Origin of the sequence: Corynebacterium sp. 13CS0277, assembly GCF_002994655.1 — a bacterium.
Classification (GTDB): Bacteria; Actinomycetota; Actinomycetes; order Mycobacteriales; family Mycobacteriaceae; genus Corynebacterium.
Window position 1 is genome coordinate 127,095 of sequence record NZ_PPDL01000005.1, and the last position, 20,992, is coordinate 148,086.

At 67.9% G+C, this 20,992-nt stretch carries 17 protein-coding genes; 10 read left to right on the top strand and 7 right to left on the bottom strand.

Translation table 11 applies throughout. From position 1 onward, the window contains the following. Positions 1-403: 403 nt before the first annotated feature. Positions 404-1,144 (top strand): TVP38/TMEM64 family protein, encoded by a 741-nt coding sequence (locus C1Y63_RS03205; protein WP_233195550.1) that lies wholly within the window; start codon positions 404-406, stop codon positions 1,142-1,144. A gap of 75 nt (positions 1,145-1,219) precedes the next feature. Beyond that, positions 1,220-1,810 carry a MarR family transcriptional regulator gene (locus tag C1Y63_RS03210; RefSeq protein ID WP_146128845.1) on the top strand — a complete coding sequence of 197 codons (591 nt, stop codon included), beginning with the start codon at positions 1,220-1,222 and terminating at the stop codon, positions 1,808-1,810. A 4-nt stretch (positions 1,811-1,814) separates the two neighbouring features. Here the strand turns inward: C1Y63_RS03210 and C1Y63_RS03215 are convergent, their stop codons facing one another. Next, positions 1,815-2,651, bottom strand: coding sequence for a DUF3097 domain-containing protein (locus C1Y63_RS03215; protein ID WP_106015017.1), 837 nt, complete (start codon positions 2,649-2,651; stop codon positions 1,815-1,817). Between the two features lie 90 nt (positions 2,652-2,741). On the opposite strand from C1Y63_RS03215, the gene C1Y63_RS03220 reads away from it, so the two are divergent. Further along, positions 2,742-3,449: a hypothetical protein gene (locus tag C1Y63_RS03220; protein WP_106015018.1), complete on the top strand. Its 708-nt coding sequence runs from the start codon at positions 2,742-2,744 to the stop codon at positions 3,447-3,449. On the opposite strand, the gene C1Y63_RS03225 is transcribed toward C1Y63_RS03220, so the two are convergent. From C1Y63_RS03225 to C1Y63_RS03235, 3 genes are all read right to left on the bottom strand, one after another. Next, positions 3,446-4,525 carry a ferrochelatase gene (locus C1Y63_RS03225; RefSeq protein WP_106015019.1) on the bottom strand — a complete coding sequence of 360 codons (1,080 nt, stop codon included), beginning with the start codon at positions 4,523-4,525 and terminating at the stop codon, positions 3,446-3,448. The two genes, C1Y63_RS03220 and C1Y63_RS03225, sit on opposite strands and share 4 nt — an antisense overlap. A 150-nt stretch (positions 4,526-4,675) precedes the next feature. Further along, positions 4,676-6,691, bottom strand: coding sequence for a DIP1281 family NlpC/P60 protein (locus C1Y63_RS03230; protein WP_233195551.1), 2,016 nt, complete (start codon positions 6,689-6,691; stop codon positions 4,676-4,678). Positions 6,692-7,728: 1,037 nt separating this feature from the next. Beyond that, positions 7,729-8,247 carry a DUF6676 family protein gene (locus tag C1Y63_RS03235; protein WP_106015021.1) on the bottom strand — a complete coding sequence of 173 codons (519 nt, stop codon included), beginning with the start codon at positions 8,245-8,247 and terminating at the stop codon, positions 7,729-7,731. Positions 8,248-9,013: 766 nt separating this feature from the next. On the opposite strand from C1Y63_RS03235, the gene acnA reads away from it, so the two are divergent. The 4 genes from acnA to C1Y63_RS03255 all read left to right on the top strand — a co-directional run bounded on the left by acnA (position 9,014) and on the right by C1Y63_RS03255 (position 14,118). Then, positions 9,014-11,827, top strand: coding sequence for an aconitate hydratase AcnA (acnA, locus tag C1Y63_RS03240; protein WP_106015022.1), 2,814 nt, complete (start codon positions 9,014-9,016; stop codon positions 11,825-11,827). A 147-nt stretch (positions 11,828-11,974) separates the two neighbouring features. Further along, positions 11,975-12,562, top strand: a complete 588-nt coding sequence (locus C1Y63_RS03245; protein WP_106015023.1) for a TetR/AcrR family transcriptional regulator — start codon at positions 11,975-11,977, stop codon at positions 12,560-12,562. Between the two features lie 6 nt (positions 12,563-12,568). Further along, the gene (locus tag C1Y63_RS03250) at positions 12,569-13,300 is read left to right on the top strand and encodes a glutamine amidotransferase (RefSeq protein WP_106015024.1); all 732 of its coding nucleotides are present in this window, start codon (positions 12,569-12,571) and stop codon (positions 13,298-13,300) included. 44 nt (positions 13,301-13,344) lie between these two features. Next, complete coding sequence (locus C1Y63_RS03255) at positions 13,345-14,118, top strand: glutamine amidotransferase (RefSeq protein WP_158256069.1); 774 nt, start codon at positions 13,345-13,347, stop codon at positions 14,116-14,118. Positions 14,119-14,150: 32 nt separating this feature from the next. Here the strand turns inward: C1Y63_RS03255 and C1Y63_RS03260 are convergent, their stop codons facing one another. The 3 genes from C1Y63_RS03260 to C1Y63_RS03270 all read right to left on the bottom strand — a co-directional run bounded on the left by C1Y63_RS03260 (position 14,151) and on the right by C1Y63_RS03270 (position 17,753). After that, positions 14,151-14,306, bottom strand: a complete 156-nt coding sequence (locus tag C1Y63_RS03260; RefSeq protein ID WP_106015026.1) for a methionine/alanine import family NSS transporter small subunit — start codon at positions 14,304-14,306, stop codon at positions 14,151-14,153. Positions 14,307-14,318: 12 nt separating this feature from the next. Then, the gene (locus C1Y63_RS03265) at positions 14,319-15,944 is read right to left on the bottom strand and encodes a sodium-dependent transporter (protein WP_106015027.1); all 1,626 of its coding nucleotides are present in this window, start codon (positions 15,942-15,944) and stop codon (positions 14,319-14,321) included. 177 nt (positions 15,945-16,121) lie between these two features. Further along, positions 16,122-17,753 (bottom strand): ABC-F family ATP-binding cassette domain-containing protein, encoded by a 1,632-nt coding sequence (locus tag C1Y63_RS03270; RefSeq protein ID WP_106015028.1) that lies wholly within the window; start codon positions 17,751-17,753, stop codon positions 16,122-16,124. A 44-nt stretch (positions 17,754-17,797) separates the two neighbouring features. Here C1Y63_RS03270 and C1Y63_RS03275 point away from each other — a divergent pair, with 44 nt between their 5' ends. From C1Y63_RS03275 to C1Y63_RS03285, 3 genes are all read left to right on the top strand, one after another. After that, positions 17,798-18,859: a lycopene cyclase family protein gene (locus C1Y63_RS03275; RefSeq protein WP_158256070.1), complete on the top strand. Its 1,062-nt coding sequence runs from the start codon at positions 17,798-17,800 to the stop codon at positions 18,857-18,859. After that, the gene (locus C1Y63_RS03280) at positions 18,840-20,183 is read left to right on the top strand and encodes a DUF5129 domain-containing protein (RefSeq protein WP_106015030.1); all 1,344 of its coding nucleotides are present in this window, start codon (positions 18,840-18,842) and stop codon (positions 20,181-20,183) included. The genes C1Y63_RS03275 and C1Y63_RS03280 overlap by 20 nt, the downstream gene beginning before the upstream one ends. Before the next feature lie 123 nt (positions 20,184-20,306). Continuing rightward, positions 20,307-20,992, top strand: a 686-nt coding sequence (locus C1Y63_RS03285; protein ID WP_146128847.1) for a hypothetical protein, incomplete at its 3' end; no start/stop codon positions are given.

The window sequence follows — 20,992 nt, forward strand, 5'->3', positions numbered from 1 at the left end:
GGCGACACACCCTCATGTGGCCCCAGGCGTCTCGGGCGGGGTGACATGCGGGTCGTCGGGGTGGGAAGGGTGTTGCCGGTGGTGGGCCTCCAACGTGTGAGACGGACGTGGTTGCGCGTACTCGCGTGGGTGAGCACACAACAATGGCTCTTAGTGTAGTCCTGCACACCACAGCAGTCCGGATTTCTGCCCCCGTGTCGCACCCCGTTGCGGCAGGTCACCCCCACAGCGCGGGGGTGAAAAGGAGAGATATCCCACTTTTGCCCGGCGTGAGCTGCACCGGCGAGGAAACCCACACCAACCCACATCCCCGCACCTGCCCGCCACCCCCGACAACCCCCGCCTCAGACACGCCCGCGCCGCAGCGGGCGCACCGCGTTCCGGCGCGGTAGCCTCACACATCGTGCACACCTCCCCTGACCCCCGCCGCGCCCGCGACCGCCTTGTGCGGGGCATCGTGACGGCCGTCCGGGACGGCTGGGATGCGTTTGCTCGCTGGCCGCGCGCCAAGCAAGTGGCCGTCGTGGCCGCCATCGCTGTGCTGCTCGCACTCGGCGTGGTCGTCGATGTTCCCAGCATGGCGACCTTGCGCGCCTGGTCGCTCTCCCTCGGCCCGGCGTTCCCGGTGGTGTTCTTCGCGCTCTATGTGGCGATCACCCAGTTCCCCATCCCGCGCACGATTCTCACCTTGAGTTCCGGGGTGCTCTTCGGCCCCGTGGTGGGCTGCGCCGTCGCGCTCACGGCAACAACGGTGTCGGCGGCGCTCGCGCTCACGTGGGTGCGTGCCGTCGTCGGCGAACGCATCGCGGCCCGGCTCACCCACCCGGCGGTGGCGACGATCAACGCCCGGCTGCGGGCCCGCGGCTGGCTGGCCGTCGCGAGCCTGCGGATGATTGCGGCGGTGCCGTTCTCGGTCCTCAACTACACCGCAGCGCTCACCCAGGTGCGCCTGCTGCCGTTCGCGCTGGCCACCCTGGTGGGGTCCGCGCCGGGCACGATCGCCACAGTGTTCCTCGGGGATGCGCTGGTCACCCGCCCCTCGCCGGCGATGATGCTGGTGACCGTCGGCCTGTTCTGCCTCGGGATGGCGGGGTTGGCGCTCGACGCGAAGCTGCCGGTGCGCAGCCGCCCGCACGAGGACTAGCCCACGACCCGCCGGAAGTGCGTCAAGGCGTGGGGCTTGAAGCTTCCCACGCGGGTGGGCGCTATGATGGGCCGCATGTATGCAGTCCAAGCCCGCTACCGCGGCCACGAGAAACGCCGCGGCGCGTTCGTCACACGCTTCGCCCAGGCCTTGGGCAACATCGTGGACGGCACCTGCCGGGTCGACGGCATCGACGAGTTGACGGTGGCGTGCGAGGACGCCCGCCAGGCGGCGGATGTCATCATGGTGCTCGTCGCCAGTGGCGAGTGGGTCGTCGGCGTCGGCATCGCCCCGGCGGTGGGCATCGCCGATGAGGAACACGCCTGGCAGGTCGCCCGCAGCGCGCTGGGCCGCACCCGCCGCGCCGGCTCCGTGCACGTGAAACTGGCCCGCCCCGCGGCAGGTCTCGACCAGCACCTGCCCCAGGACATTGCCGCCGCCTTCGAAATGCTGCGCTTCGTCGCCTCCCGCCGCACCGCTGAGGGGCAGGAAGCCACCCGCCTGGTGCGCACCGGGATGACACAGCTGAAGGCCGCCGAGGAGCTCGGCATCAGCAAGCAAGCCATGTCGCAGCGGCTGCAGGCGGCGGGCTGGCAGGCCGAAAAAGTCGGCTTCGATCTCGCCGTCCGGCTCCTCGCCCGCGCCCACGGGGACGACACCCCGTAACCTGCTAGAGCAGGTCTTCTTTGCGCAGCTCCGGCACGGTGACGAAGTCGATGAGGCGCTCCACCGCGCCCACGAGCGTCGGGTCGACATCCCGGAAGCCGGTGACGGCCCGGTACACCCGATTCCAGCCCTCCTTGGTGTCCCCCCAGCCCAGTCGCCGGCACACGCCGGTCTTCCAGTCCTCCCCGTAGGGCACCTCCGGCCAGGCGCGTACGCCAAGGCGTTCCGGTTTCACGGCGGCCCAAATGTCGATGAAGGGGTGGCCGGTGACCATGACGTCCGGGCCCAAGCCCTGGGTCATGCGGGTCTCTTTTGAGCCGGTGACCAGGTGGTCAGCCAGCACCCCGACGCGGCGGCCGGGGCCCGGCTGAAACTCCTCCAGGCGCTGCGTGAGATTATCCAGGCCCTCCAGGTACTCGACGACAACGCCCTCCACCCGCAGGTCGTGGCCCCAGATCTTCTCCACGATCGCCGCATCGTGAATACCTTCCACCCAGATCCTCGACGGGGCGGCGACTTTCGCCTCCACGCCGGCAACGCGACGGGAACCCGAGTTACTCATCGCAGGTGCGGTGGGCGCCACATAGCGCGTGAGCGTCACGATCTGCCCCTCGAGGAGAAACCCGCCCGGACGCAGCTTGAACAGCCGCTCGCGGCCGTGGCGATCCTCTAAGCGGATGAACTCCCCGTCGTAGGTTTTCTCAAAGCCGGTGACCGCGCCACAGAACCCGTCCGAGCGGGCCTCCACCACCAGGCCCGGTTGTGCCGGGTGGGTGGGGTACGTGGGGGGTTGCTTGCGGGAATGCCCGGCCAGAATATCGCCGGCGTAGCGGTCAGTCATGGGGGCTCATCCTACCGGCCACCACCGGCCCGCGGGTGCGCACCCACGCCGACTATCTAGGCAGGGCGCTTTTGCTAGGGTGAACCGGCCATGATTGCTTTCCCCGACGCCACCGACCCCGCCGCTATCAGCCCCACCTTCGCGGTGTGGGCCACGAGTTGGCTCGCGGGCGACGTGCCCACCGACGACTTCCTCGACGAGGCGCGGGCGGGCTTGTACCTCGCCGACGTGCACCTGTGGGCCACCCTGCGGGAGCACCTCCAGGGGCACCCGAGCTACACCGGTGCGGACGACCACCTGGGGCTCGCGCCGGTGCGGCTCGTGCTCGGCGGGGCGGGGCACGTCAGCCCGTTGCCGGACGGCTTCTACGTGGCCGGCGCCCCGGGGGCGGGGCTGTGGCGCGTCACCGCCGGCGATATCGAGCACATTGACGCTCCCCTGCCGTCGGTGCCGCCAGCGGCCGCGGGCGATGCCCTCCACTGCCTCGGGGAGGCCACGACGAGGGCCAGCATGATGATCGAAAACTTAGGTTTCCGGCCGCTGGTGGCAGGCCCCCGCTGGCAGCAGGTGGACCTCCCCGGCCCGCCGGTGGCCCGCGACCTGCCCGCCGGCGCGCCCACCCGGGTGCTGCAGCTGTTCGCCCGCGCCACGAGCGTGGAGGCCACGGTCGCCGCCGCCCGAGAACAGGCCGGGGAACTCAGCCTCGACCCCCTGCTCGTGCCGCTTGGTGCCGCGGTGCGGGCCGCCTACGAGGCGGCCGTCGAAGCCACCGCCCGGGCGCTGTTCCCCCGCGCTTAAGAGCTGGCGGCCGGCCGCATCGCCGGGCGGCAGCAGCCCTCGGCGCAGGGCTCGCCGTTGGTGGTGCAGCCACGGCTCGGCACATCCCCCAGCCGCGCCCACGGCGCATTGGTGGCCGCTTCCTCAATGAGGTCGACGATCATCTCCGCGAACTCCGGCTCCGCGCCCGCGGTCCGGCAGCGGTAAATCGGGATGTTGTACTCCTCGGCCTCCCGGGCGAGTTCCGTATCGAGGTCCCACACCACCTCAATGTGGTCGGAGACAAACCCGATGGGGCACACCACCGCGCCGGTGGCGTGGCCGTTGGTGTAGATGTCGGTGACGTGGTCAACGATGTCGGGCTCCAGCCACGGGATGTGCGGCGCCCCGGAGCGGGACTGCCACACCACGTCGTAGTCGTCGACGCCGACGCGTTCCGCCACCAGGCGGGCGGCCTCCCGCACCTGCGTCGAATACAACGGGCCGTCCTCCGGCAGGCCGGAATTATTATCGGCGGCCGTGGGGATGGAGTGGGCGGTAAACACCAGCCGGGTGCCGTCCGCGTGCGCGGAATCGATGTGCCGGTAGCCTTCCTCCACCGAATCCACCATGAGGTCAATGAAGTGCGGGTGGTCGAAAAACTGCCGCAGCTTCACGAACGTGATCTCCGGGTAGCCGCGCTCCGCGAGGTGGGTACGAATCCGGGCGATGTCCTCGTGGTACTGCCGGCACCCGGAATACCCGCCCCAGGCGCTGGTGGCGAAGACCACGACACGGCGGTGCCCGTCGCGGGCCAACTGCTCGGCGGCCTCCTCGGCGAAGGGGTGCCAGTTGCGGTTGCCGAAGTAGACGGGCATGTCCATGCCGCGGGCCGCGAGGGCGACCTCAAGGCGGGCGATGATGTCCCGGTTGAGATCGTTGAGGGGGGACTTGCCCCCGAAGTTGAAGTAGTGCGCACCCACCTCGTCGAGCCGCTCCGGGGGGATCCCGCGGCCGCGGGTGACGTTCTCCAGAAACGGCCGCACATCCTCCGGACCTTCGGGGCCACCGAAAGAGAGGAACAAGACTGCATCGAAGGGTTGAGTGTGCACCTGCATGTGTTGGAACCTTACCGCCGAAGCCGGGTTCGCGGCGAACCCGCACCACGGTGCGTTCCGCCCATCACAGGCGCGACGACCATCCCTTGAGTAACGCCGACACCCCCGCGCGCAACACCGGGGGTGTCGCCTGCGGGGGTGCGGGTGAGGCTAGATGAGGCGCACAACCTTGGAGGTCATGCCGCCCCAGCGCACGGGGCTGATCTGCACCGTGGAACCGGACTGCGGGGCCTCAATCATCTGGCCGTCGCCCAGGTAGATGGCCACGTGGTTCTCGGCGTTGGGGCCGTAGAAGATGAGGTCGCCGCGCTGCATCTGGGAGGGATCCACCTTGGTGCCGCGCTGGTACTGGTAGCCGGTGTAGTGCGGCAGGGCGATACCGACGCCGGCGAAGGCGTAGAGCACCAGGCCGGAGCAGTCGAAGCCGACCTTGTTGTAGTCGCCGTAGGAGTCGGCCACGCCGCCGTCGCGGATGCCCTTCGTCGGGCCGTTCGCGTCGCCGCCACCCCAGGCGTACGGGGTGCCCAGCTGGCTCATCGCCCGGTTGATGACCTTCTCGATCTTCTCTGCGCGGGAACCCGGCACCGCCGAGGACGCTTCCTCGGAGACCGTGCCCAGGGAGCCGGGGTTGGTGGTCTGGGTGAGCTGCTCCAGCAGGTTGAGCAGGGACCCGTCGCCCGCATCGGGCTCCGCCTGCGGGGTGGTCTGCGTCGGCGCGGCCGGGGCAGGGCTGGGGGTCGTGCGGGAGGTCGTGGTGCGCGGGGCGTCAGTTAGCTCATCGAGGTTGATGGTGCCATCACTCGCCGGGCGGGCCGCGGGAGTCTCGTCCGTGGTGCCGCTCGTCGCGGCGACGGGGACGTCGTCAGCCTCCGGGTCGGAGGGATAGGGGTTCGCCAGGCTCGTGTGCTCCGGGGTGGCGATCGCCACGAGTGCTGCGGCTGCCAGGGAGGCGGCGGCTGCGGCGGCCTTGCGGGCGTCCTCGGCGCGCTGCTCGTCGGCGGCGCGGGCGGCAGCCTCGCGCTCCGCGGCGGCGGCAGCTTCTGCAGCCTTCCGGGCTTCCTCTTCGGCGGCGGCGCGCGCATCGACGGGTGCCGGCTCCGCCGGGGCCTCCACTGCTGCCGGCTCGGCTGCAGCGGGCGGGACCTCGGCGGCGCGTTCCTCGGCAGGCGCGGCCGGCGCTTGAGCCGGGGCCTCCACAGGCGCGGGCGCTGCGGGCTCCGCCGGAGCCTCTGCGGCCTTGGTGTCCGCGGCGGCAGCCTGCTGGCGCTTGGCTTCTGCCTCAGCATCAGCGGCGGCGCGGGCGGCCGCAGCGTCCTGGGCGGCCTTCTCAGCGCGCGCCTTTTCCGCCAACGCCTCCTGGAAACGCTGGTACTCCTCCCGCTGGGCGAGCAGCTGGCCCGCCTGGCTGCGGGAGGAATCCAGCCGCGCCTGGGCGGCGTCGCGCTCGGCGACGAGCTGATCGCGTTCGGCGGACTTCGCCGCCACCTTGGCGGAGTTGTCTTCGATGGCCTGACGGGCCACCCGCTCCGCTTCCGCGGCGGCGGCCGCGCGTTCGTCGGCGAGGTTGCGGGCCTGCCGCAACTCCGACTCGTCGTTGGCCTTCTGGGTGCGCAGGCGGTCGAGTTCAGCGATCGCCTTTTCCTGGGCTGCCGCCGTGGTGCGAATGAAAGTCTTGCGGGCCAGGGCGTCCTCGGCCGCATCGCGGCCGGCGACGGCGGTCACGCCGGGGGCGGTCGCCCCCTGCTTGTAGGCGGCGCGAGACAGCTCGTCGAGGCGCTGCTGCGCGGCCTCCATCTGCGACTGGGTCTGGTCGAGTTCCTCGCGGGCCTGCTTCGCCTTCTGGCGGGCATCCTCCGCGGAGGCCTGCGCGTCGTGCAGGTCCACCAGGGCCTTGTTCACGGCCTCCCGGAGTCCACCCATCTCGTTTTCGAGGGCGGCGATCTCCTCCTGGGTGCGGGTGAGCGTCTCCACCAGGCGCGCGACATCCTTGTCGGAGGCCGCCACCTCGGCATCCGCCTGCGCGATGAGCGCATCGTCGGGGCGGACCGGGTCCGCCCCAACGGGAACGGCGACCAGAGTGCTGCTCAGCGCGGCTGCCAGGGACAGGCCGAGCAGGCGGCGGCTGAAGCGGGCAACGGTGCGATGCAGACGTGCGTCACGGGTCACAGGGTGTCTCCTAGAGAGGCCAAGCGGCGGCGACGCCCGCACCCTCATACCAAGCGGCACACCACTGTCAGCAGCGGTGCGTCGTCGGATGAGAGCTGTCCACTGGATGCGTACGTCGTGGAGGGCGCCCCGTGGTCCCCCAGACACCGCACAGCGTGCGGCCGAGAAGCCTCATCGAGCACCCCCACGTGCATCCCGTGAGTGCGCAGACTCGCAGCCCATGGGGCCACATTGCCGAGCGACGACCAAGAACCCAGGGGCCCTACCGCAGCAGCAGTACAGGACCGGGACCGGCAGTCGCAGGGCCGGCAACGTGAATTGACGTGGGGTGGCACCACGAGGCGCGTCGCGACGCTCCACATCGAACCATCCGCACCACCCCATCCCCCACCTGTGAACGGCAAGCCGTGAGACTGGACTTTCGTCCACCCTCGACGCCGGAGCCGTCGTCGTGTCACCAGCAACCGCCGGGCGTAATCCTGCTGCGCGCTTCCCCACGTGCATAGGCCGACACCGACTGCTGCAGACGATGACACTGCTGGGTGATATGGGTGTTGTGTGTGCGGCAATGCGGGGTGCGAGTGAATGAATGCACCTCGTGAGCCAACAGTTGAACACTAAGTCACAGCAGCCACACAAGGGAACTTTTTCCGCAGGCAACTCGCAAGTCAAGGTCTGCACCATGACCCACACGCCCGGTCCGCCACCCCTTTACCTGCAACAATGTCGTGGAACGATAACAATGTGAAATGCCGCACATTTTTGCCTCATTCCGGCATGTTTCCGCCGCCAGCGTCGATATATCTGTCACCTCCAGCGCTGCAACCCTGCCACTTCTCCACCCCTGTGCGGACCGAAAAGGGCCCGTGCAGACGCGCGGAACACGCCCCTCGAGTCAAGCACAAGGGCTAGACGAGGGATGCGGCGTACGGTACCCCTCCAGGCGGCACGCATGGGCGCCAGGCTCGGCGCGCACACAAAAACCCGCACAGCGGAGATGGTGTGTCTCCGCCACGCGGGCGCTGCATTGCTGGGGGCTACTCCGCCATCGCGTCGGCGGGGGTGGCGCTCTGCGTGCGGCCGCGCCGCCAGGTCGCCCAGCCGGTAGTGACCACTGCGGCGAGCACGATGAGCCCCAATCCGAGGTTGATCTCCTGCCACGGGGTCGTGTCCGCCTGTACCGAATCGACGAAGGTCTGCGCCGAGACCACGTAGTCCGGGTCGCCATACATCGTCTTCTCCGCCTGCTCGATGGCCTTGCGCGCATAGGTCTCGCTCACGACCGCGCCCGTCCCCGGGGAGCGCACGATCACCGTGTCGACGCCGGTGTGCTGCTGCACCTCCGTGGCAATGTCGCGCAGATCTGCCGGCTGTGCGGGCGTGCGATCAAGCACCACGATCTTCAGGGAACCGAAGCCCTGGGCCACAGCATTCTGGGTGACGTCGGACAGCGCCTGCTCGAGCCCCGGGTAGTCCTCCCCCAGCTGGCCAATGGCGACATTGTCGCCGTCAGCATCACGGACAAGCTCGTCAATGGAGACATAGTCGGGGATCATGCGGTGCGGGCCTCTTTCCTCAAAATATCGGCGCGATGCTGCGATGGCGGCAGCTCCACACCATCAGGGCTGCCGATGATTCTAGAGCCACCGTCTTCCCACACCCGGCGGCACGCCGGTGGGCAACCGAGAGTGCACACTGCCATGTCGCGGCTTCTCGAGCGATGCTACCGCCGCCACTACCCACGTCTGGGGGTATCCCGGAGGCGTATATGTGTCCCCTTTATGACCGGATGTGAGCAATTGCTTACACCCAACCGAGTGTGATGGCCGCAACGTCTGACTGTGTCGGCCACGCGCCGCGGCGGCGCGTGCCCGCGTCTGTGGGGCCCTCCCGGGCTCGCGGGGTTGCGCCGTGACTGATGTGACAGGGGTGGCGAGGGAACAGCACTTTTGAGGGGACACTGCCCTCGCGGGCAGCCACAGTTCACATGCAGCCCACCCCATTTTCTTCCCCGCGTCGAGGGATGTGGAGGTGGCCACTCACTCCCCTCCCGAGGGCGGCCAAGTTTGCTGAGGTTGACCTTTCTTCCTGGTGGGAGGTTGTTTCTCGTGGGGTGGAGTGAGAAAAAACCGCGCCGAAAAATCCACAACATAACGCCCGTACTGTTAAACTTCCGCCTTAAGACCTTCTGCCCACGCCCCGCGTGTGGCAGACCGTGGTTGAAGTCATGCCCCACACCCCTGTGGGTCTGCCGCACCACCCCGTGCGGCGACGTGGGCGTGCACACTCACCCAATCCACATATAAGGAAGCGGAGCTCACTTTGTCTGAAAGCAAAAACTCCTTCAACGCCAAGAGCACTCTGACTGTTGGCGACAAGTCCTACGACTACTACGCACTCAGCGCAGTCAAGGGCATGGAGAAGCTGCCCTACTCGCTGAAGGTTCTCGGCGAGAACCTGCTGCGCACCGAAGACGGTGCCAACATCACCGCCGAGCACATCGAGGCCATCGCCAACTGGGATCCGTCCGCAGAGCCCTCCATCGAGATCCAGTTCACCCCGGCCCGTGTCCTCATGCAGGACTTCACCGGTGTTCCCTGTGTCGTCGACCTGGCCACCATGCGTGAGGCTGTCAAGGCCCTGGGCGGCGACCCGGACAAGGTCAACCCGCTGAACCCGGCCGAGATGGTCATCGACCACTCCGTCATCATCGAGGCCTTCGGCTCCGATGAGGCTCTCGCCAAGAACGTCGAGATCGAGTACGAGCGCAACGAGGAGCGCTACCAGTTCCTGCGCTGGGGCTCCAAGGCGTTCTCCAACTTCCGCGTCGTGCCCCCGGGCACCGGCATCGTCCACCAGGTCAACATTGAGAACCTGGCCCGCGTCGTGTTCGACATGGACGGCCTGGCCTACCCGGACACCTGCATCGGCACCGACTCCCACACCACCATGGAAAACGGCCTGGGCATCCTGGGCTGGGGCGTCGGCGGCATCGAGGCCGAGGCTGCCATGCTGGGCCAGCCGGTCTCCATGCTCATCCCCCGCGTCGTCGGCTTCAAGCTCACCGGTGAAATCCCGGCCGGCGTGACCGCCACCGACGTGGTCCTCACCATCACCGAGATGCTGCGCCAGCACGGCGTGGTGCAGAAGTTCGTTGAGTTCTACGGCTCCGGCGTCAAGGCCGTGCCGCTGGCCAACCGCGCCACCATCGGCAACATGTCTCCCGAGTTCGGCTCCACCTGTGCGATGTTCCCCATCGACGAGGAGACCACCAAGTACATGCGCCTGACCGGCCGCTCCGAGGAGCAGGTCGCTCTCGTCGAGGCCTACGCCAAGGCCCAGGGTATGTGGCTCGACGAGAACACCCCGGAGGCCGAGTACTCCGAGTACCTCGAGCTGGACCTGTCCACCGTGGTGCCCTCCATCGCCGGCCCGAAGCGCCCGCAGGACCGCATCCTGCTCAGCGAGGCCAAGGCCCAGTTCCGCAAGGACCTGCCGACCTACTGTTCCGACCCGGTCAACGAGGACGAGTCCCCGGCCGCGATCCGCATGGGCGGCGAGGGCGAGGACCAGAACAACCAGGAGAACCTGGTCCCCAACTACAACTCCTCCCGCGCCGGCCACGGCGAGACCGCCGCACTGGACCCGAAGGGCCGCGCCTCCAAGCCGGTCGTCGTCCGCTCCCCCAACGGTGGCGAGTACACCCTCGACCACGGCATGGTGGCCATCGCCTCCATCACCTCCTGCACCAACACCTCCAACCCCTCGGTCATGATTGGTGCCGGCCTCATCGCCCGCAAGGCTGCCGAAAAGGGACTCAAGGCCAAGCCGTGGGTGAAGACCATCTGCGCTCCGGGCTCCCAGGTCGTCGACGGCTACTACAAGCGCGCCGACCTGTGGAAGGACCTGGAGGCCATGGGCTTCTACCTCGCAGGCTTCGGCTGCACCACCTGCATCGGTAACTCCGGCCCCCTGCCGGAGGAAGTCTCCGCCGCCATCAACGAGCACGATCTCACCGCCACCGCGGTGCTGTCGGGTAACCGTAACTTCGAGGGCCGCATCAGCCCCGACGTGAAGATGAACTACCTGGCGTCCCCGATCATGGTCATCGCCTACGCGATCGCCGGCACCATGGACTTCGACTTCGAGACCCAGCCGCTCGGCCAGGACCAGGACGGCAACGACGTCTTCCTCAAGGACATCTGGCCGTCGACCGCCGAGATCGAGGCCACCATCGAGCAGGCCATCTCCCGCGAGCTCTACGAGGCTGACTACGCCGACGTGTTCAAGGGCGACGAGACCTGGCAGAACCTGCCCACCCCGGAGGGCAAGACCTTCGCCTGGGACGAGAAGTCCACCTACATCCGCAAGGCTCCCTACTTCGATGGCATGACCATGGAGGTCGAGCCGGTGCGCGACATCAAGGGCGCCCGCGTCCTCGCCAAGCTCGGCGACTCCGTCACCACCGACCACATCTCCCCCGCCTCCTCCATCAAGCCCGGCACCCCCGCCGCGCAGTACCTGGACGCCAACGGTGTGGCCCGCAACGACTACAACTCCCTGGGTTCCCGGCGTGGTAACCACGAGGTCATGATGCGCGGCACCTTCGCCAACATCCGCCTCCAGAACCAGCTCGTCGACATCGCCGGCGGCTACACCCTGGACTTCACCCAGGAAGGCAACCCGCAGGCCTTCATCTTCGACGCCTGCGAGAACTACAAGGCCGCTGGCATCCCGCTGGTCGTCCTCGGTGGCAAGGAGTACGGCACCGGTTCCTCCCGTGACTGGGCTGCCAAGGGCACCAACCTGCTCGGCGTCAAGGCCGTCATCACCGAGAGCTTCGAGCGTATCCACCGCTCCAACCTCATCGGCATGGGCGTCATCCCGCTGCAGTTCCCCGCTGGCGAGTCCCACGAGTCCCTCGGCTTGACCGGCCACGAGACCTTCGACATCGAAGGCATCGAGGAGCTCAACAACGGCGTGACCCCGAAGACCGTGCACGTCACCGCCCACAAGGAGGACGGCTCCACCGTCGAGTTCGACGCGGTTGTCCGCATCGACACCCCCGGTGAGGCCGACTACTACCGCAACGGCGGCATCCTGCAGTACGTGCTGCGCAACATGGCCAAGGCCTAACAGTTTCACTCCCACGCGTTCCACCGTCCTCCGCGGGCGGTGGACCCGCGTCCGTGAGTCTGCCCCCACACCCCACTGTTTTGGGTGTGGGGGCGGGCCATGAACGTGGGTGTTGTCCCCCACAGTTGTCACAGGAGGTGGTGACCTATCCCGAAGGTTAGCGAAGGCGATCTCGCGCAGCGTCGCAAAGACATCCTCGAGGGTGCCCGCCACTGCTTCGCCGAACACGGCTACGAGGGAGCCACCGTCCGCCGGCTGGAGGAAGCCACCGGAAAATCCCGGGGGGCGATCTTCCACCACTTCGGCGACAAGGAAAACCTCTTCCTTGCGCTCGCCCGCGAGGATGCTGCCCGCATGGCGGACGTCGTCGCCGCGGAAGGCCTCGTCGAGGTCATGCGGGACATGCTCACCCACCCCGACCGCTACGACTGGTTGGCCACCCGGCTGGAAATCACCCGGCTGCTGCGCACCGACCCCATCTTCCGGGCCCGTTGGCAGCAAGACCAGGCAGTCCTCGACGACGCGGTGCGTTCCCGCCTGGAGGCCAACGCCGCGGCGGGCCGCATGCGCGACGACGTCGACGTCGCCGTCCTCCACGCCTACCTCGACACCGTGCTCGAGGGCTTCATCTCCCGCCTGGCGTCCGGCGACTCCACCGCCTGGCTCGACCAGGTGCTGGACCTTGTGGAAGACTCCGTCCGCCGCAAGTCCACCGAATTCACTAAGGGTGTGTAGTCCACCATGACGACTCCTCGTTTCCTGCTCGTCTCCCCGCGCACCGGGGAGGAGATCGCCGCCGCGGAACGCGGCGACTTCCTCCGCGCCACCGGCCTGGCCGAGTCCGATCTCGACCAGGTCGTCATCGACAGCACCGACGCCGTGGTGGGCTCCCTCGACGGCTACGTCGGCATCTTCGTCGGCGGCAGCCCCCTGAACATCACCACGGACTCGCCCTCCGCCTACCAGGAGCACGTGCACGCCCAACTGGCGCCGCTCGTGGGCGGTCCCCTGCCTGCGTTCTTCGTCTGCTTCGGCGCCGGTTTCGTTACCGACCTCCTCGGCGGGCACGTGGGCCGCACCCACCCGGAGGCCGCCGGCCCCACCACCGTGGAACTCACGGCCTCCGGGCGGCGAGACGTGCTCCTGCGGGATCTGCCCCACGAGTTCCCCGCCTTGACGGGGCACACCGAGAACATCGTCATCCCTGCCCTCGAGTGCGAGGTCCTCGCCACCGCCCCCTCCTGCCCCACCCAGATGGTGCGCTACGGGGACCACACCTGGGCGTGCCAATTCCACGCCGACATGGACCCCCAGGCCATGAAGACCCGCATGGACTTCTACCGGGACTACGGCTACTTCAACGCGAAGGACTACGACGACATCGTCGCAACGCTGCCTGAGGTCGATACCCGGGCGGCGAACCAGATTCTGGCGAACTTCGTACGCTTCTGCGCCGACTACCAGCCCCGCTGACACGGGTTGTTTCTTTCCCCTCCACTGCTACTACAGTGGGTCAGGTGCCCGCGATTCGACCTTTCCTGCTGTTGTCCACCCGCCCGGAAGACCCCGCCGCCGCCGGCGAATACGAGTCCTTCCGCACCGTCTTAGGCCTTGCCCCAGACGAGCTGCACCACGTGCGCCTGGAACGCGGCCCGCTGGGAGAGATTTCGCTCGACGACTACTCAGGCATCATCATCGGCGGCGGCCCCTTCAACAACACCGAGGAGCATAAGTCCGAGGTGCAGCTGCGGGTCGAACGCGAACTCGCCGGCCTCGTCGAACGCATCCTCCACCGCGACTACCCCCTGTTTGCCGCCTGCTACGGCATCGGTGTCGTCGGCCAGGCCATCGGTGCGACCCTGTCGCGCAACTACCCCGAGGACGCCTCCGCCATCACCGTCGACCTCACCGACGCCGCAGCCTCGGTACCGATCCTCGCCGGCACGCCCCGCCACTTCGACACCCTGGTCGGCCACAAGGAAAACATCGAAACGCTGCCCGAGTGCTACACCCGCGCCGACGGCACCACCCTGCCCGTGCGGCTGCTCGCCACCGGGGCGGCGTGCCCGGTGCACATGTTCAGCGTCGGTGACAACATCTTCGTCACCCAATTCCACCCCGAGCTCGACCACGACAGTTTCGCGCTGCGGGTCCGCATCTACCGCAACGAAGGCTACTTCCCGCCCGAGGACGCCGACGCCATCATCGCCCAGGCTGCCCGCCACCAGGTCGCCGATAGCCAGCACATGCTCCGCGCCTTCGGGCAGCGCTACCGGGTGCCGCAGCACTAAAAAAGCCGGCCCCCGCGGGGGCCGGCTCTGTCTTAGGCGGTGTACATCGGCATCTCGTCGATGTCGGTGGCCCCGAGGGTGCCACACTCGTCGTCGTTGGTGGTCGCCAGGTGGCGGGACGCCACAGCCAGCAGGCCCCACACGACCGCCAGGTAGACGGTCATCATGATGATCGCTGCAGTAGTCACAACAGGAGTCCTTTAAGAGTTCTTCGGCTGGAATTCGGGCTTGAGTACCGCGTCTTTCGCAGACGCCTGGGGGTCAACGAGGTGGCGGCCGAAGGGCGCGCCGCGGCCCTGCAGCGGCACACCGAAATCGCCGGCCGGCGGGCCATCGACAATGGTGCCCTTCGGCCAGGCCTTCGCGGTGAGGATCGCCGCCCCGCCGTACAGCAGCACGCCGAGCGTCCACCCGAAAGCAATGATCTTCGGGGTGCTGTAGCCGCCGTAGCCGTCCCGCAGGATCGCGGTGACCTCCAGCACGAAGGTGATCCCCAGGATCAGCGGGGTGATAACGATGAGGGAGATATCCCACCAGCGTCCCAGCTGCAGGCTGCTCACCGCGTTGACGTGGGCGCGGAGCTCGCCAGTGCGGCGCAGCACCCACCCCACCACAACGATGCTGATGACCGCGATCGCCACGATGCCGATGACGTTGACGAACTTGTCCACAATGTCCAGCGACGCCAGCCCCGTGGTCACGGGGAACAGCGCCAAGGAGGGCACCGCGCAGCACACACCGACGACGATGGCGGCCTTCCGGCGGGCCATGCCGAACTTGTCCTGCACGGAGGACACCACCACTTCCACGATGGTGACCAAGGAGGTAAACCCGGCGATAAACAGGGAACCGAAGAACAGGATGCCGAACAGGGGGCCGCCGGGCATCTGGTTAATGATCGTCGGGAACGCAATGAACGCCAGGCCAATGCCACTGGTGGCGACCTCATCGACGGCGATATGGTTCGCCGTCGCCATGAAGCCCAAGGTGGCGAACACGCCAATGCCGGCGAGCACCTCAAAGCCGGAGTTCGCCAACCCCACCACGGCACCCAGGCCCGAGAGGTTGGAACGCCGCTTGAGATAGGACGCCTGCGTCATCATGATGCCGAAGGCAATCGCCAGGGAGTAGAAAATCTGCCCGTAGGCCGCCATCCACACCTGCGGGTCGGCGAGCGCCTCCCAGCGGGGCGTGAAGAACGCCTCCAGGCCCACGCCCGCCCCGTCGAGGAACAGCGACCGCACCACGAGCACGAGGAAGAGCACGATGAGCATCGGCACAAACACGCTCGACAGCATGCCGGTGCCCTTGCGCACGCCGAGCGCCATGACCGCGATGATGAGCACCCACACCACCGCCAGGATGATGAAAATCGGCCAGATGATCTCGGTGGAGTTCACCGCTTCTGTGTCGGCGTGGAGGAAATCCGACAAGAAAAACGCCTCCGGGTCCTCACCCCAGGCCATCGTGACGGAGAACCAGGTGTAGGCCGCCGACCACGCCAAAATCACGGCGTAGTAGACGGCAATGATGTAGGTGATGATCGTCTGGACCCAGCCGATCGGTTCCGCGCGCTTGGCGACGCGGCGCCACACCAGAGGCGCGGAGCCCCGGAAGCGGTGGCCCAGCACATAGTCCAGAATCAGCACCGGCACGCCGGCAGTAATCAAGGCGACAACGTAGGGCAGCAAGAAGGCGCCACCACCGTTGTCGTAGGCGATGTAGGGGAAACGCCAAATGTTTCCCAATCCGATGGCGGAGCCGATCGCAGCAAACAGGAACATGCTGCGCCCGGCCCAGGTCGCGCGACGTGACGGCTGACTCATGGGCGAAAGGGATCCCTTTCGAGTGCGGGCTGCGCTTCGCCGGGGCGCGACGGGTGGGCGCCCCGCTCCGCCACAGGCCCGCACGGGGTGGCGGCGGGTCAACTGTGGCAGCAAGCGCGGGGATGGATAGAACGTGTTGAATCTAGCACGTCGCGCAGCACGTGAGCTGCATCGCCTTTAGGCGAGCTCGACGATCTCCATGTACTCGTCGTTCCACAAGTCCTCCGTGCCGTCGGGCAGGACGATGACCCGTTCCGGCTCCAGGGCTTTCACCGCACCCGGGTCGTGGGTGACGAGCACCACCGCGCCGGTGTAGTTGCGCAGCGCGTCGAGGACCTGCTCGCGGGAGACCGGGTCGAGGTTGTTCGTCGGCTCGTCGAGCAGCAGCACGTTCGCCCGGGAGCTGACGAGCGCGGCCAGCGCCAGGCGGGTTTTCTCACCACCGGACAGGGTGCCGGCGGGCTGTTCCAGCTGCTCCCCGGAGAACATGAATGCGCCCAGCAGGGTGCGCAGGTCCTGCTCGCCGGCGTCGGGGCAGGCGCGGATGGTGTTCTCCCACACGCTGGCCTCCGGATCGATGGTGTCGTGCTCCTGGGCGAAGTAGCCGATTTTCAGGCCGTGGCCGCTGACGATGCCGCCTTCGCCGTCGGTGCGTTCCACCCCGGCGAGCAGTTTGAGCAGGGTGGTTTTGCCGGCACCGTTGAAGCCCAACACCACCACGCGGCTGCCCTTGTCGATGGCGAGATCGACGCCGGCGAACACTTCCAGCGAGCCGTACATTTTCGTCAGCCCCGTCGCATTGAGGGGGGTTTTGCCGCAGGGTGCGGGCTCGGGGAAGCTAATGTGGGCGACCTTGTCGGCCTGGCGCAGCTCATCGGTTTGGGCGACCATGCGTTCCGCGCGGGCGAGCATCTGCTTCGCGGCCGCCGCCTTCGTCGCTTTCGCGCCCAGCTTCGCGGCCTGCTGCTTGAGTGCGGCGGCTTTCTTCTCCGCGTTGGCGCGCTCCCGCCGGCGGCGGGCCTCGTCGGTGGCGCGGGCGTCGAGGTATTTCTTCCACCCCATGTTGTATACGTCGACCTCGGCGCGCACGGCGTCGAGGAACCACACCTTGTTGCACACGGCCTCCAGCAGCTCCACATCGTGGGAGATCATGATGAGGCCGCCCTCGTGCTTGGAGAGGAACTCCCGCAGCCACGCAATGGAGTCGGCATCGAGGTGGTTGGTCGGCTCGTCGAGCAGCAGCGTCGTCGACGACTTCCCGGAACCCGCGGAGGCGGCGAAGAGGATGCGGGCCAACTCCACGCGGCGCCGCTGACCACCGGACAGCGTTTTCAGCTGTTGGTCGAGGATGCGGGAGGGCAGGCCGAGCGCGTCGCAGATGCGGGCCGCTTCGCTGGAGGCCTCGTAGCCGCCCTTGGCGTGGTACTGCTCCTCCATGCGGGAGTACTTCCGGATCGCCGCATCGCGCTTCCGGTCGTCCTCGGTGGTTTCCATGATTTCCTGCTGGCGTTCCATGCTCGCCAGGATCTGGTCGAGCCCCCGGGCGGACAGCACCCGGTCGCGGGCCGTGACTTCGATGTTGCCTTCCCGCGGGTCCTGCGGCAGGTAGCCCAGGTCGCCGCTGCGGGTCACCGTTCCCCCGTAGGGTTCGGACTCGCCGGCGAGGATGCGCATGGTGGTGGTTTTCCCGGCACCGTTGCGGCCGACCAGGCCGATGCGGTCTCCCGGCTGCACCCGCAGGTGCTGGCCCTCGGCGTGCAGGAGGGTGCGGGCACCGACGCGAACTTCGAAATCGTTGACGACAATCACGGTTGCACACTGTATCCCAACTCCCCGGCGGTATGGTGGTGCCCATGGATGCGCGCGAGTTCGTCGACATGGTGGTCCTCGGCCTGGGGCCCGCGGGGCTGGCGTTGGCGCACCGGGCGCAGGCCCGCGGGTGGGAGGTCCTCGGCGTCGACCCCCAGACCCAGTGGCCGAATACTTTCGGGGTGTTCGCAGACGAGTTGCCACTATGGCTGGCGGATGCCCCAGGTATTGATACAGCCGCCGAGGTGCGGATGCCGGGCTGGCGTCGCACCTTCCGCCGCACCTACCGCATCCTCGATGGGGAGGCGCTGCGGCGGCGCTTCGACACGATCCCCCACTACGTCGGCGCTGCCGAACAGCTCGACGAGCAGCGCGTACGGCTCGACGATGGCCGGGTGATCCGGGCGCGGATCATCGTGGACGCCCGCGGCGCGCGGCCCGCACCCGTGGTGCAGCAAGCCGCCGGTGTGTTCCTCGACGCTCCCCCGCAGCGCAGGAGCGTGTGGATGGATTTCACCCGCTCCGGGGACACGTTCAGCTACGTGGTGCCCACGCCCCGCGGCCTGCTCGTCGAACACACCCTGCTCGCCGGGCCCGCCATGCCGCAGGAGGAGCTGCGCCGCCGCGTGGCCGCCGACGCCGCAGGCCTCGGCACGCGCACCGGCGAGACCGAAGACGTCCTCATCCCCTTGGGCCCCGGCGTGGACGGGGCGGCCTATGGGGCGCGCGCGGGCATGATCAACCCGATCACCGGCTACCAGGTTGCCACGGCGTTCAAGCTCGTCGACGCCACCCTCGACGCCCTCGCCGCGGGGCGGACACTGCCGCACCGGCGGCTGGCGTGGCGCGTCGACGACTGGTTGCTGCGGCGGGGGCAGGCAGTGCTCGTCGCGCTCCTGGACACCCCGGGGGCGACGCGCGAGTTCTTCGCCGAGGTCCTCGCCCTCCCGGAGCCGCTGCTGTGGGGGCTGCTCACCCCCGGCCGGCCGCTGGCGACGATGCGCGGCATGGCGGCCGTGTTCCTGCGCCTGCCCTGGCGTTTGCGGGTCCTCGTTCTCCGGAGCGTCGGGCGTAGGATGGGCGCTTATGAACGCCTCCCTGAGTAGGTTCTGCCGCGCCCTGGCCGCCATCATTGTCCTAGCGGTGGCCACACCCCAGGTCTCCGCCGACGAGCCGCACCCCACCCCGAGTGTGACCGTGTGGTCCCAGGAGAATCTCCTCACCGAGGAAGACCAGCAGGTGCTCGAGGACCAGACTGCGCGCGTCGAGTTCCCTTCCTCCGTGCGGGTGGTCAACTACCTCGTGTTCGCCAGCAACAGCTCCCGCTTCAACGACACCGTCCTCGACCACGCGCTCGCTGTACGCCCAGAACTCGTCAACCAGGCACACACCAGCTGGGCGCCCGGCCACCTCATCGTGGCCGTCGGCATGGACCCCCACCGCAACGGCATCTACTGCGGCGATGACGTCTGTGCCGACCTTGATCTCTTCGAAGGTGCACACCTCGACGCCTCCCTCGAGGCCATGAAACCCGCGCTGCGGCGCGGCAACCTCACCGTCGGCCTCCTCGACGGGGCCCGCGCAGCCAGCACTCCGGGCGAGACGTCCTCGACAAGCATCCTGCCGTACCTCCTCGTCGGTGGCGTCGGCCTCGCCGGCGCGGGCGGGGCCGTGGCCCTCATCCGCCGCAACCAGGCCCGCCTGGCCCGCGACGACTACGACGCCATCCGCGCCAGCTACGGGGCCATCGCCACCGAACTTGATGCCGTCGACATCCGCGCCAACAGCCTCACCAGTGTCTTCGCTGACGCGGAGCTCCGCTCCCAGTGGCGGCGAGTCCGCGACCGCTTCCTCGACCTCGACTCCACCCTCGCCGCGATCCCCGAACATCCCACGGCCAAAGACTTCCGCGCCCACGCCACTGCCCTGCACAGCGCCCGCACCACCGTCGATGAGATGACCACCGCCCAAGACAACATCGAACGGCTCTACCGCGTCGAACACGGCGATACCGCAGCCCGTATCGCCGAACTCAACACGCTCCGCGGCGACATCACAAGCGCCCTGGCACAGGCAGGCGACACCCAGGCGGAACAGCTCCAGGCGCTCCAGGACCGCGTCGACGCACTGCGCGCCCACCCCGACTCCCCCAGCTTCCTCGATGACTACGCACTCCTCGTGCACGACGTCGCCACCACTATCTCCGCGATCGCTGAGGCCAAGTTCAGCAAGGTCGACACCCGCACCGCGCCGAAGCTGACCTCCACCGACTGGTACCCGGGTGTGGGCTACGACGGCTACGTGCCCTACGTCGTCAGCGCCAGCCGCTACGAAGCATACGAAGCCTCGCGCTCCTCCAGCTCCAGCAGCACCGACACCAGCTACTCCAGTTCGAGCTTCTCCGGCGGTGGCGGTTCCAGCAGCTGGTAGGGCCTGTGGACCAAGGTTCGCACCCCCTCCCACCTGCGCAAACAACCCGTGTGGGGCGAGTTGTCCACAGGCTTGGGCGTACCCTCTAGATTTCTGCTTGGCCGTGCTCCTAGGGTGTGCGGCATGGATTGGATCAGCCTCACTAAGGCCATGCCCAGCATGACCTCCGAACAGCGGCGCGCAGCGATGGAACAAGCGCAGCCGCAGCTTCGTGCTGCCCAACACCTCATCGCCGAATACGCCTACTACGCCGATAAAGACCACGCCGGTGACGAGGTCGGCTCCCCGCGCACCGAGGACTACCTTGCAGAGCTCTACGCTGTGCCCACCCGGGAGGCGAAGAAGCTCATCACCCGGGGTGCGTCGATGTACAAGCCGGTGCGCAAAGACCAGCGCGCAGCCCAGGCAGAATTCCGCGACATGCACCTGAGTGGGCAGCTGAGTGACGCCACGGTCGATGACATTAATGCTGCGGTGGTGAAAGCCAATGAGGGCAAGGCCACCCCGGAGGATCCCACCGCGCGGTTGGAGTTGGCCCGCCTGGTGGCTGGCCGGCCGATCAAGGACGCCAAGCGGATGTTGAAGGAACGCCAGGAGCCGGCAACGGAGCGTGAGCCGGCGAAGCCGGGTGCGGAAAGCCTGCACTGGAGCAGCACCACGGACTCAGATGGCCTGTACACGTTGACGGCGAAGTGCAATCCGACGACGAAGGGTCTGCTCGATGGGTTTATCGCCCAGGGGGAGGCCGTGATGAAGGGTGCTTTGCGGCACACCAAGAAATCAAAGAAGAAGAAGGATGATGAGGGCCC

Excerpts from the sequence above, each read along its gene's own strand:
- C1Y63_RS03210 (WP_146128845.1), top strand. The coding sequence starts at position 1,220 with ATGTATGCAGTCCAAGCCCGCTACCGCGGCCACGAGAAACGCCGCGGC.
- C1Y63_RS03215 (WP_106015017.1), bottom strand. The coding sequence starts at position 2,651 with ATGACTGACCGCTACGCCGGCGATATTCTGGCCGGGCATTCCCGCAAG.
- C1Y63_RS03220 (WP_106015018.1), top strand. The coding sequence starts at position 2,742 with ATGATTGCTTTCCCCGACGCCACCGACCCCGCCGCTATCAGCCCCACC.
- C1Y63_RS03225 (WP_106015019.1), bottom strand. The coding sequence starts at position 4,525 with ATGCAGGTGCACACTCAACCCTTCGATGCAGTCTTGTTCCTCTCTTTC.
- C1Y63_RS03235 (WP_106015021.1), bottom strand. The coding sequence starts at position 8,247 with ATGATCCCCGACTATGTCTCCATTGACGAGCTTGTCCGTGATGCTGAC.
- C1Y63_RS03250 (WP_106015024.1), top strand. The coding sequence starts at position 12,569 with ATGACGACTCCTCGTTTCCTGCTCGTCTCCCCGCGCACCGGGGAGGAG.
- C1Y63_RS03265 (WP_106015027.1), bottom strand. The coding sequence starts at position 15,944 with ATGAGTCAGCCGTCACGTCGCGCGACCTGGGCCGGGCGCAGCATGTTC.
- C1Y63_RS03275 (WP_158256070.1), top strand. The coding sequence starts at position 17,798 with ATGGATGCGCGCGAGTTCGTCGACATGGTGGTCCTCGGCCTGGGGCCC.
- C1Y63_RS03280 (WP_106015030.1), top strand. The coding sequence starts at position 18,840 with ATGAACGCCTCCCTGAGTAGGTTCTGCCGCGCCCTGGCCGCCATCATT.